This window comes from Leptospira brenneri (genome assembly GCF_002812125.1).
Classification (GTDB): Bacteria; Spirochaetota; Leptospiria; order Leptospirales; family Leptospiraceae; genus Leptospira_A; species Leptospira_A brenneri.
Map to the genome: position 1 here is coordinate 208795 of NZ_NPDQ01000007.1, position 12007 is coordinate 220801.

At 39.3% G+C, this 12007-nt stretch carries 12 protein-coding genes; 7 read left to right on the forward strand and 5 right to left on the reverse strand.

Annotated features, from left to right (window positions below):
• Window positions 1–53: 53 nt before the first annotated feature.
• Window positions 54–1031, reverse strand: coding sequence for a tRNA epoxyqueuosine(34) reductase QueG (queG, locus tag CH361_RS15505; RefSeq protein WP_100791715.1), 978 nt, complete (start codon window positions 1029–1031; stop codon window positions 54–56).
• Between queG and CH361_RS15510 the strand changes: the two genes are divergently transcribed.
• Entirely contained in the window at window positions 1030–1416 is a 387-nt protein-coding gene (locus CH361_RS15510; RefSeq protein WP_100791716.1) for an LIC_11502 family protein, read from the forward strand. The two genes, queG and CH361_RS15510, sit on opposite strands and share 2 nt — an antisense overlap.
• A gap of 23 nt (window positions 1417–1439) precedes the next feature.
• Here the strand turns inward: CH361_RS15510 and CH361_RS15515 are convergent, their stop codons facing one another.
• Together CH361_RS15515 and CH361_RS15520 are read right to left on the reverse strand one after the other, a co-directional pair.
• Window positions 1440–1835 (reverse strand): acyl-CoA thioesterase, encoded by a 396-nt coding sequence (locus tag CH361_RS15515; protein ID WP_100791717.1) that lies wholly within the window; start codon window positions 1833–1835, stop codon window positions 1440–1442.
• A gap of 52 nt (window positions 1836–1887) precedes the next feature.
• Window positions 1888–2217 (reverse strand): OmpA family protein, encoded by a 330-nt coding sequence (locus CH361_RS15520; protein ID WP_244279914.1) that lies wholly within the window; start codon window positions 2215–2217, stop codon window positions 1888–1890.
• 228 nt (window positions 2218–2445) lie between these two features.
• Between CH361_RS15520 and CH361_RS15525 the strand changes: the two genes are divergently transcribed.
• The gene (locus CH361_RS15525) at window positions 2446–4743 is read left to right on the forward strand and encodes an autotransporter outer membrane beta-barrel domain-containing protein (RefSeq protein ID WP_425268690.1); all 2298 of its coding nucleotides are present in this window, start codon (window positions 2446–2448) and stop codon (window positions 4741–4743) included.
• Window positions 4744–4894: 151 nt separating this feature from the next.
• Window positions 4895–7177, forward strand: coding sequence for a hypothetical protein (locus tag CH361_RS15530; RefSeq protein WP_100791720.1), 2283 nt, complete (start codon window positions 4895–4897; stop codon window positions 7175–7177).
• 4 nt (window positions 7178–7181) lie between these two features.
• Here the strand turns inward: CH361_RS15530 and CH361_RS15535 are convergent, their stop codons facing one another.
• Window positions 7182–8123: a patatin-like phospholipase family protein gene (locus tag CH361_RS15535; RefSeq protein WP_100791721.1), complete on the reverse strand. Its 942-nt coding sequence runs from the start codon at window positions 8121–8123 to the stop codon at window positions 7182–7184.
• A gap of 181 nt (window positions 8124–8304) precedes the next feature.
• Between CH361_RS15535 and CH361_RS15540 the strand changes: the two genes are divergently transcribed.
• Together CH361_RS15540 and CH361_RS15545 are read left to right on the forward strand one after the other, a co-directional pair.
• Entirely contained in the window at window positions 8305–8865 is a 561-nt protein-coding gene (locus CH361_RS15540; RefSeq protein ID WP_100791722.1) for a hypothetical protein, read from the forward strand.
• A 108-nt stretch (window positions 8866–8973) separates the two neighbouring features.
• Window positions 8974–10098: a DUF1577 domain-containing protein gene (locus CH361_RS15545; protein WP_244279915.1), complete on the forward strand. Its 1125-nt coding sequence runs from the start codon at window positions 8974–8976 to the stop codon at window positions 10096–10098.
• A gap of 18 nt (window positions 10099–10116) precedes the next feature.
• Here CH361_RS15545 and CH361_RS15550 read toward each other — a convergent pair whose 3' ends face one another.
• On the reverse strand, window positions 10117–10425 hold the full coding sequence (locus CH361_RS15550) for a ribonuclease HepT family protein (protein WP_100791724.1): 309 nt from the start codon (window positions 10423–10425) through the stop codon (window positions 10117–10119).
• A gap of 83 nt (window positions 10426–10508) precedes the next feature.
• Here CH361_RS15550 and CH361_RS15555 point away from each other — a divergent pair, with 83 nt between their 5' ends.
• Complete coding sequence (locus tag CH361_RS15555; RefSeq protein WP_100791725.1) at window positions 10509–10898, forward strand: FKBP-type peptidyl-prolyl cis-trans isomerase; 390 nt, start codon at window positions 10509–10511, stop codon at window positions 10896–10898.
• 96 nt (window positions 10899–10994) lie between these two features.
• The gene (locus CH361_RS15560) at window positions 10995–11897 is read left to right on the forward strand and encodes a YHYH protein (protein WP_100791726.1); all 903 of its coding nucleotides are present in this window, start codon (window positions 10995–10997) and stop codon (window positions 11895–11897) included.
• Window positions 11898–12007: the final 110 nt, after the last annotated feature.

Consider the following 12007-nt stretch of genomic DNA (forward strand, 5'->3'; position numbering starts at 1 on the left):
CTACAATTGAGAAATGCGAGCTAGATTCGTTAGTAAAATCAGAAAAATAAATTCTATTCTTCATCATCCTTTTCTTTTAAATTTCGATTCCAAATTTCAAATCCTATTCTTTCAATTGGAGAATCTTTAAAATACATTGCAAACTCTTGTTTGGTGAGAGATTTTTTAGAAATAAAATTTGGATCCGTCCAAAAATCTCTTGGTAAAAAATTTGGTTCCGTGGTTTCAACTTCATTTCGTTTGGCCACATTGGCATTCCAAGGGCAGACTTCTTGGCAAAGGTCACATCCATACACCCAACCCTTACGATCCCATTCCAAAAAAGATTCCGTCGCTTCTGTTTCTTCTTGGTCTTCAATGGTTAAGTAAGAGATACATTTCCTTGCGTCCATTTTGTATTCTTCGAGAGCACCTGTAGGACAAATATCGATACATCTACGGCAACTTCCACAATGGTCTGTGACGATTTCCTCTGGCTCAGGTCCCCCTAACTCTAAATCCGTCAGGATGGTAGAAAGAAAAAAATAAGATCCCAGTTTAGGATGAATCAGGTTTGTATTTTTCCCCTGCCAAACAATTCCAGATTCCCTTGTGAGAATTTTTTCTGCCACAGGCAAACTGTCCACGGACTGACGAAATTTATAATTTGGGAACTCAGTTCTCAGTGTTTTAAGAATCCGATTTCCTTTTTCTTTTAAAATGATATGATAATCGGAACCTAACGCATAACGAGAAACTTTGGATTTCATCCCGGAAAGAAGTTCTTCTCCTTGACTAGATCGATAAATAAATCCAAGGCAGATCACTGACTTGGGAATGAGGCCTAAATTTTCAAAACGATTTCTAATTCCGACAGCATGGTCTTTGGCAAACCAAGACATGGAACCAAACTGATTCCCTTGAATCCATTCCTCCAAATGTTCTAAATCGGAATTGGGGATCTTTGCTTCCGTAAATCCCACTAAAGAAAATCCTTCCACTTCACAAATGGTTTTAATTTGGGAACGAATCTGATAGATTGGATTTATCATGGGTGAAATGGGAAATGAAGTTTATCTTACGGAAATACAAGGTAAGTTGCCAAGCCATTTGTATGTCCATGTCCCAAAACTCATCTCGCTTTTTCCACAAATCGAGGCTCTCGTCGCAGTCCCCAAAGGAATTCCAGATCTTTTACGAAAGGGAATTTATTTTGCTCTTTTACAATCAGTGGTAAGACTTCTCGATAGAAACACGGATCCACTCCTTCCCGAAATTCTTCCGGAATACGGTGAACTCATTCGTTCTGTTTCCGAAACCTATTCCATTTTACATCCAGAGACCGAATCCAATTGGCTCGAAGAATGCATCCAATACGGAGACAAATCAGCTTACCATTGGGAATGGAAACATTTTGATTCGAGAGAGTTGTTTTAAAAAAACAATTTTTTTGTCTTAAATTATAGACTTTCTTTTTCCAAAGATTTTAAAAATTCGGGAGGGATGGGTTTTTTGGTTTTCGCTCGGTAGTCAAAATAAACCTGAACCGTTTTTGCGGACACATAAAGAGTCTCTGTTTTTCCGTCACGGATTTCATAAGAGAACTCCCAAGAGGTTGTACCAATGGCAGATACCCAAGTGGATACATATATGGAAGCTCCAGGTAAAACGGAAGCCTTTAGATCCATCTCCACGCGGGCAAGGACAAAGGGAATGTCCTCGAGTTCGACAACAGATAGATACCGATTACAAAAGTCTAACCTGGCTAATTCTAAATAGGTCGAATAACTAGAGTTATTGACTCTCCGCATAGGGTCCATATCATTGAATCGAATTTGAATTTCAGTTCTAATCATACGTCTTTCTACATCAGACCAAATACCCTCGCATTCGTCATCTCTATGTTTCCTATTTGTATTGGATTTGAACGGATCGTAATCGCTTCCGCATCTCGGGGTTACTTCCATAACCTGGTTCTAAAAATATTTTTTGTATTTTGTCTTTTCCGATTCCCAAAGATACCAAGTATCTTTCAACAATTTGGACTCTTTCTTTTACCAACCTTCGATTTTTTGATAGATTCCCTGAGACATCTGCAGAACCAAACAATTGAATATATCCTATTTGGGATAAAATAGCGGAATTAAAATGTTCTCGCAACAAATCTACACATTGTTCTTCTAAATTGGAGGAACCGGCGGAGAAGAGAATTGGAAATTCCTTCGGTCGAGATTCCATAACCACTGTATTTTCTTCCAAACCGATTTTCTGTCTTTTGCGTATATCTTGAACAGGTCCTTTTTTTCCACTCTCCATCCAAATCCAGTAGAGGAAAAAACCAATTCCAAAAAATATTAGGGAAACCCAAAACATCACCCCTTAGACTTTCTATGGAACAGTAGGAAATTTATTTCAAACGAGTAGACAAAATCAAAAACTTTAGTACAATATCGGGTTATGAAACCTATGCGAAAAATACTAATCGTCTATTCATTGTCACTCGGTATGGCTTTCGGCTGTAAACCGGCTGAACTTTCAAACACCTGTGATGCAAAAACAAAAGAATACTTCCAAGCGTCCATCATCCGATTCATTACAGGTGACAGATCCCCTTCTTGCCTCCCTTCGTTTGACTTCCAAGACTTATGGGGAGTGTATATGCCGACTCCACCGTCGGTCGCCACAACTGTCAATGCCATCACCAGTTACAATGACCAAATCATCATCGGAGGCAGTTTCCAATTCGTAGGTCCTTCTACGGGGAACGTTGTGTATTTAGAAACAAAAAACGGAAAAGTAGTACCCAATCGTTATTGCCCTTACTTAAAAGTTGTCGGGACTACTGGAATCGCTATTTCTGATGGCAGTGGAGGGTTTTATATCGGTGGTGAATTCTATGCCGTACAAGGCGTAGAAAGGTTTAGCGTAGCCCATATCCTTCCGGGTTGCCAATTGGATCGTAACTTTAATGTTCTAAAAGACAACACCAGAAATATTTACACCTTATTACTTATGGGAGATTCCCTTTATGTGGGAGGAATCTTCTCTGACTGGGGTGGTGATACATCGCAAAAATTTCTGGTTCGTCTCAATCGATACACAGGTGCCTTGGATACTTCATTTACTTCAGGTGCAGACAACCTAGTGTCAGATTTAGAAACGGATGGAGACTCTCTTTATGTTTGTGGGGAATTTGCCAATATAGGAGGTGTAACAAAACGAGCATTGGCTAAAATATCTCCCTCTAATGGTTCAAATATTTCTTCTTTCAACAATCCGGTGATTTCCAGCGGCACATGTCTCGACTTACATTACGGAACCTATGCGAATGGAAGTTCCATTCTCTACGCTGTTGGCGATTTTGTTTCCACATACACTCGTGCCATGGCTTTCTATCCGGACGGAACTCCGATCACTTGGAATCCCGCTCCGAATGACAAAGTCAACTCCATCCAACAGTATAATAATACCATTTATTTAGGGGGAGATTTTACCACCATCAATGGTGGAACATCCGCTTCCAATTTAGTCTCTGTCAATAATAGCAACGGTACTGCCATCACTACAAATTATAATGTCATCGCTAGTGCCACCGGCAATAGCGTCGCAACCCTGCAAATTATAGAAAATACTTTGTATGTAACGGGAGATTTTTCATCAATTAAATCGGTTCCCAGAAACTACGCAGCAGCACTTTCTTTACCCGACGAATCGGTCACTGCATTTGATCCAGCTTATGATTCTAATATTAGTAACCCAGGTTCCGGAATTGTGTCGGCAGGAAATGGAGTTGTACTTTTCACTTCCAGTCGTTCTACAGTCAACGTAGTTCCAAGGAGTAACTTTGCCGTTTTGGATGAAGTGACCGGAGCTCCCATCGAAGGAACACCTAACTTTGATTATCCAATCAAAACCCTTCATGTCAATGGAAATCGGTTATTTGCAGGAGGATCGTTTACCAATGTGGGGGGGCAATCACGAATTGCCTTTGCTATTTTGGATTTACCAAATTACCAGCCAAGCTCAACCAATATCATCCTTACCGGTTCTCCAGAAATTCGAACGATTACAAGTGACGAATCCCAAGTCTATGTGGGAGGAACTAGTTTAGTAAACGTGAATGCGTTTCCCAGGAATGGAGCCTTTGCATTGAACTTGGGTGATCTATCGGTGAGTAACTGGAATCCGAATTTAACTGGCAGTGGAGATAGTTTTTTAGCCGTGAATGATCTTGTTTTTATAGGTGGTTTATTTACAGCATTGAATGGAGACAATACGATTACGAATTACCAAGCTGTAGACAAAAATACCGGAGCAAAACGCAATGTTCCTTCTGCCACGAACCATCCAAACTCAGGTGTTTATTCGCAATCCATCGTAGGATCTAGAATCTTTCTTGGAGGGCAGTTCAGCACCATTGGTGCCGCAAGTTATAATACCATCGCTATCTACAATACGATGACACAATCCTACGAACCATCTACTATGCTTTATGCGGGAACAATGGTCAACCATACAGGCGGTTATACAGATGGCAATGTTCTTATTGGTGGATCGTTCGATGGACTGAATGGTGCCACAGATCGGCCTTATTTTGGAGTCTTTAACGCATACACAAATACGGTATCTCCATGGAATCCTTATATCAATTCCAATGTTTATGCTTCTATGTATAAGAATGGAAAGTATTATCTTGGAGGAGAATTTTCTGTAGCTCTGAAAAAGAGTAACGGTGGGCTTGTGCGAACTAGTTTGAATGAATGACCGATAAACAAAGGTTTCATGGTACTCTGTTTTTATGATTCAGAATATCAACGCGAAAATTTGAAATCAATTTTCAATCTTTGAATTTATTGGCTGAATTTCTTGCATTCAAAAAACTGGACAAGGAAATTAATTTCTAAACCCTTGGCTCATGTTCCGAAATTTTTCGATTATCTGGATCTGTGTAGTCTCGTTAACTACATTTTCTAACTGTAGACCGGCAGACCTTGAAAATACCTGTGATGTTCGTTCCAAATCATATTTACTAGCAACTGTGATTCGCTATGCGACAGGTGATCGTTCTAGTTCTTGTCTGCCTGCATTTAGCTTTTTTGAACCTTGGGGAGTATATGATAGTTCTGCAGTCCCTAAAATAGCGGCACTTACCTATCACCAAGGCCATATCATCGCTGGTGGAACTTTCAAGATGACAGGCATTCCAACCGGTAACATTGCACTTGTTGATGCAATGACTGGGAAAGTAATCCCAAATCGATTTTGTCCACATTTAAAAGTAATTGCTTCCTATTCGACAACGGTCTCGGACGGATCTGGCGGTTTCTATATCGGCGGTGACTTTCAATATGTCCAAGGGATCAAACGAAACCAAGTCGCACATATTCTTCCTGGTTGCCAATTAGATCCAAACTTTAATCCAGTGGAAGATCCTTCAAGAGTTGTTACTTCACTTTCCATACTAGGAAATCAACTGTATGTTGGTGGAATGTTTACTAGTTGGGGATCTGGATCACAAAAAAATTTAGCATCTATCAACCGATATACGGGAGAACTCAATACAGAATTCTATGCAGGTGACATTAACAATAGTGTTTTTGACATTACAACAGATGGCACTGCTATCTACATCGGTGGCCATTTCTCGATGGTTGGAGCAACAGCCAAACAAGGGATTGCGAAACTTTCTCCGATAACCGGATCTTTAGATACGTCCTTTATCGGCCAGGCACCTGGACAAGTGAATGACATTCACCTCGGAACAGACTCGAATGGAACTCCAGTCCTCTACGTTGTCGGTCCATTCGCTGGAGGTGCGATTTCTTTCTTTTTAAATGGAACACAAACTTCTTGGGCACCAAATCCAAATAGCGAAGTCGCCAAAGTGACCCAATATGAAAATACAATCTATTTATGTGGAAATTTCACTACTATTGGAGCCACACCTGCTAATTATTTGGTAGGAGTCGATAACCAGTTAGGTGCTATTAAAGAAAATTCGTTTGGTATCAACAACAATGTAAAATACGGCACGGTGATTGGGAACAAGTTGTACGTTCTTGGCGAATTCACTGAAGCAAAAGGCATTCAACGAAATTATGCTGCAAGTTTCGATTTACCAAGTAATAGTTTGAATATCTGGGATCCTAATTTTAACTCCGGAGTCTATTTCCCATCAGGAGAAATCGTCTCATCAGGTTCTTCTTTATTAATTGCAAGTAACTTCACTGCCGCCAATATGATGAAAAGAAATAATTTTGTCGTATTCGAAGAAGCAACCGGAAATCCTATAGAAGGCACACCTTTCTTTGATTTTCAAATTACATCATTTCACATAAAAGACAATCATCTGTTTGTAGGTGGTTCTTTTGAAAATATAAACGGAATCCCAAGAGTTGGATTTGCAATTTTAGATCTACCTACCTACCAATTAAACCAGACAAACTTAAATGTCTCAGGAACAGGATCACCTGAAATCAGATCCATAACAAGTAATGAGAATCAAATCTTTTTTGGCGGCTTTGGGATCTCTAGTGTTAGTGGACAAACAAGAAATGCTCTTGCTGCTATTGATTCTAATTCATTGACTCTTACTAATTGGAATCCAGATTTAGGAAGTAACAGTGCAAGTAGCTTACTCGTTTTGAACGATTTAGTTTATGTCGGAGGAATTTTCACCTCAATGAATGGAGTAGCAGGATCGAATAATTATCGCGCAGTAGATACCATAAACGGATTTGTCACTTCTTTGCCAGCATCCAGCAATTATCCTAATAGTGAAGTTGCAGCACAAAGTCACTTTGCTGGAAAAATATTGATTGGCGGAATCTTTACGACAATTGGAAGTTTAGGCAGTTTTAGTAACATGGCCACTTACGACACTACAATCCAAAGTTATATAACACCGAATCCCATTTATGCAAATGCGACTGTTTCTTCCATTACTGTTTCACCTGAAGGGATTGCAATGGTAGGGGGATCTTTTTCAGGACTCAATGGTGACACTACAAGCCAGTTTTTGGCGGCCTTCAATGCAAACACTTATCAAGTGTTAGATTGGAAACCCAATCCAAATAATATAGGACACTCAAGTTTCTATCGAAACGGGAAATGGTATATAGGTGGCGACTTTAATAAAGTATTCAATAAACCATTCGGTGGCTTTTATGTGAGCGACCTAACTGAAAAAACCAATTAGGTTTCTATTTTTGTTTTTTCAATTTCCGTTTTAAAATTTTTTGTATTGCTTCTTCCCCTTTTTTGGTACCAAGAAGAACTGTTTTATAAAGTTTAGCACGGATGGTCGTTGTGAGTTTAACAGGGAGCGGTTTGTCAGGCGCAATGGTGATGATCTTTACACCTTTTGGTGGTTTGACAGCAAGTTCTCTGGCCGCATTGAAGTGAAAATGATGAAGTTTACGCATAAGCCTACGAATGGTTCTTCTTGTCGGAAAAGCAAGTAAACTTGTAAACCTTGTGAGTGGGCCAGAGATATGGCGGATTGGTGAGTTCATAATCACCACAATTTCTTTATATCCAGCTTCGATAATGTCTTGGATGGGAAGTGGATTCAAAATCGCAGCATCCGAATACAATTTACCATCTAACCAGTGCTTACCGCGAGTGGCAATCGGCAAAGAAGTTGCCGCTTTTAATAAATCAAAAACATTGGAAGAAGTAGCTTTGATGTATTCAATAGAGTGTGTATGTAAATTACTCACAGCCACAACAAAATGAGGGACATTCTTTCGGTCTAAAATCTCAGATTCTAACCTCACTTTCTTTCGAAAGATAAAATCGATTAAATACTCTTGGTTGAGTAATGTTTTTCCCTGGAAAGGATGGAGAAAAGAAATCAGTTTACTTCCCGACAAGTCTCGATACCAAACAGCCAGTGCTTTCTCACTTTTAATTGGTTCCTCTTTGGGCATAGAAACATAATAGGCAGCCGAACAAGCACCAGAAGAGACACCTACCACCAAATCAAAGTAATTCGGTCGAAGAAAGCGGTTCCAACTAAACAAAACACCACCAGAAAATGCACCCTTCATTCCTCCCCCTTCGACAAGTAGGGCTCTTTTACTGCCTTTGGCCTTGGGAAGTTTGGGATGATTTAAAGATTCAACTGATGGATGAGACTGCATCGTAATGTCAGAGTCTTCTAGACCGGCTCCGGTTGCAAAAAACTATTCAATTCAGGATTGGGAATTGTCTCTTTAGGGGAATCACCAAATGAATTTGAGTTTTCCTGGCAGATCTCAGATTTTTGGAAAAAATTTTAGAATCATACAATAAATTTCACTACATTTGCAATTGAATAATAGTATGCTCGGGATCAAAACTTTGGAGGTTGATGTAAAAGGAACTTTAGTAAAGGGCTCCTTACAATTAAATGCAAAAGGTGCTTACCAATTGGATTTACTTGCTCCCTACGCTGGTCCCATGTTCACCTTTTCTTTTCCCAAAATCTATCATGCTCTTTGGGAGGGACATATTTCAGAAATTGATAACTATGCAACAAGTCACTTGCGTACATTGTTTCACAAATGTGAAAACATTAAAAAAGATGTACCTAAGTTCGAACGAGAAATAAAAGCATTTTGGTTAGAGTTAGATAGAATCTCAGTACTTTCCCCATTAGAGTGGAATGAAAAATGTATGTTCCTAAAAAAAGCCCTACAAGAAGGTTATATGGATTCTGACACATACGAAAAAACTTTAAACGATCTAACTCTTGTGATGGAAAAAAAATATTTAGAGCGAGAGAAACGTTGTGAAGCGTTTTTATCTCAGTACCTTCCCGAGTATTCTCACTTACAAAATCATTTTTCATGGATTCGTTTCTGTTATGAATTAACAGAAAAAAAACACCTGCTTCTACTTTAAAATTTCGTTTTTCTTGCCAAAGAGGCGAGTATTCTCTTTACTCTCCATTGGAACGGAAATTTATTTCCGTCTCATAAAAATAGAACTCGGAATCTAGCTATGCGACCAATGGACCAAATCACAGGAAAAGAACAGAAACACCATGTGATCTTACACTATCTCATGAATCAAGAAATGAAAGCGAATTGGAATGGACAAATCCAATCCATGACCGTGACACAAGAATTACCCGGTGGAGAGGAGATAGTTGTTGATTGGGCCGAGGTTTGGCCAATCCAAACAGGTGGAACCTTTATCCTTTCCAAACTTTTAGCTAGATATTTAGAACTGCATTGTACTTTTGTCAAACAAATCGCACCACATAAAATCCAACTGCATGTGGATAAGGTTCTGATCGCAAAAAAAGAGAGACTAAACCCTCGTTTTACGATCTCCGAAGATGGCCTTGTCAATGTAACCAATATTGTTAGTTCCAAAACGATCATTGAAGCCAATATGTTTAACATCCCTACCCTAGTTCGCGTTAACTTTGAAGACTATCGCAAACGAATGATGGCTCGGTCTGGTGAAGCAGGCACTATGGATATTTTTAAATCCGGAATGGAACGAAAGTATGATGTCGTTAAATCGACTCAAAAAATTCTTTTTATTAAAGATGCAAGTAATCCTGATAATTACCGGTCTGATGAAGAAGGATTTATCAACTTTGAAGAAGAAATCGATGAACATGTTGATAAATTAGCCATGGTTGCTAGAGACAAAAAAATTAAATCAGAACTCATCCTTCCTATCCTTTATAAAAATGAATTAGATGAAATCATTCCGATTGGATACTTCTCTTTACAAACAAAAGAGAAAAATATCACAAACGAAGATTTGGTTTTTTACCAAACACAAATCGCCGAGATGATCGAAAGGATCAAAGATGCCAATCTTATGACCACAATCGAAAAGTTTCCTGTTTTGGATTTATCGGTGACTGGTTTAAAATTAAGAGTTACTAATAGTAGTTTGGTGGAAACATTACCCAAACAAAAGGGAATTTTGTTAGAACTAGTTTTTAAATTACAAACTCCATTTCGTTTTTTTGGAAAAATTGCCTGGGCTTATAAAGAATCTTCAGGGGACTTACTTGTAGGAATTGAATTCTCAGGAAAACGAACCTACGCAGAAAAAGTTCGATTCGAAGAAAATATAGAAATCATCAAAAACAACGGAAAAACTGCGGCTTAAAATTCGCAGGTTTTCTTTTTAATTCAACTTAATTGTTTTTGTAATTTTGGGAATTTCGTAGGCACAGATATAATACAACATCTTTAAATCGATGTAGTCGTAAGCTCTCGCTAAATCTTTTTGCCAAAGGTTATCAATTTTATCCCAAGGTAAATCCGGGTATTTTTGTTTTTCGGACTGTGGAATTTTTAGAGATTCTGTTTGGATGTAACGCAGCATTTCCTCTGCAAAATAACTATCGTGGTCTCCCTCTTTGAATTCCTGGATCTGGTTTCTGTAGAGAAAAGATTCAAGCTCCCGGCAATAGAAAATAAACTCATGAAACATATGGTTACCCTAAAATGGGATGCCCATTCGGACAGTTTTTTTCATTGGCAAAGGAATCCAAATCTTGAATCCTTTCACTAGTTATGAAGATCTGCATCCAAGTTGTTTTATTTTCCCTTCTTGTTTTTGTATTTCCTATCCAGTCCGCAGAAAAGGACTTCCAAATCATTGATCTGGTTGTGGGTAAAGGAGAGGAGGCTTTCTCTGGTTCCTATGTTACCGTTCATTATGTAGGCAAACTGACAAATGGTACCAAGTTTGATAGTTCTCGTGATCGTAACCGTCCTTTTGAATTCAACCTAGGCGCTGGGGAAGTGGTAAAAGGTTGGGACAAAGGTGTGAAAGGGATGCGAGTGGGTGGAAAACGCAAACTCATCATTCCACCAGAACTTGGTTATGGAAGCAAAAGAGTGGGAAACATTCCCCCTGACTCCACCCTCATTTTTGAAGTGGAACTTTTAAAGATTTATTAAAAAGAAAAGACTCGGAGTTATACGTAAGTTTGAAAGTAAGACTCCCAGTCACGAATTTCTTGACAAAGTTCAGAATGATTCTAATTTGTTTTGACTATGGAATATCCAATCATTCGAACCATTGCCCTCGGTCTAGTTTTTGCCTTCTCGCTGACTCAATGCAAACCCAAATCCAATTCTGACGAAGAAACATTACTTTTGTTAGCTGCCGCTGCTTCCAAAATTTGTGTGAATAACTCCTATACGGGAACTACGGTTTCAAACTCCACTGCTACTTTAGATACAAATACAGATTGTATCACCGGAATGACCTCTTCCATGTCGGCAGACTTACCTGCTTGGATCCGTAACAACTTTAAATGTTCCGTTGGTTCTGTTTCTGGTTCCAATTATGTATTCCGATCCCAAAACATTCCAAATAATAAAAGTTTTTATTTTGGATCAAGCTCTCCGATGTATGTGGCACTCGCTGGTGGACAAAAATCTGCCGGAAACAACCAAATTGCATCGCAATGTATGGTATATTCTATCCCTAGTTCCCCAGCTGCCAAGTCTGGAGCTCTAGTCGGAACCCAAAGTGGTTATGCATCCGTTGGAATCACAGTGAATGGACTTGCAATCTTCAACAATGCAGCCGCTGCACCTGACACACTCGCAACGGAAGCGCAAACCTTTGATACATTCAACGGCCACCCACAAAATTCAGGTGTTTATCACCACCATTCCCAACCACTCAACATATCCAACAATAACTCCAACTTGATTGGAATCCTACTCGATGGATTTGCCGTATATGGGCGTGACTGCACTAATGCCAGTAATGTTACCTCGACACCTACCATTGGTAGCGATCTAGATGCAAACCATGGACATACAACAACAACACTCCATTTTGCTACCGCGACCTATCACTACCATTATACTTCCGATCCTACAGCAACCATCCCAACACTCATTGGTTCTTATTTCTACGGAACTCCGGGGACAATTTCCAATTAAATCTTCAATATTCTCGAGGAGAGAGTTTCTTCTCCTCGTTTCTTTCTTACTACTAGTCTCTTGTTCTCCCCTTCGGGTGGAAGCGGGAGACAAGGAGCTTAGCGAAGATA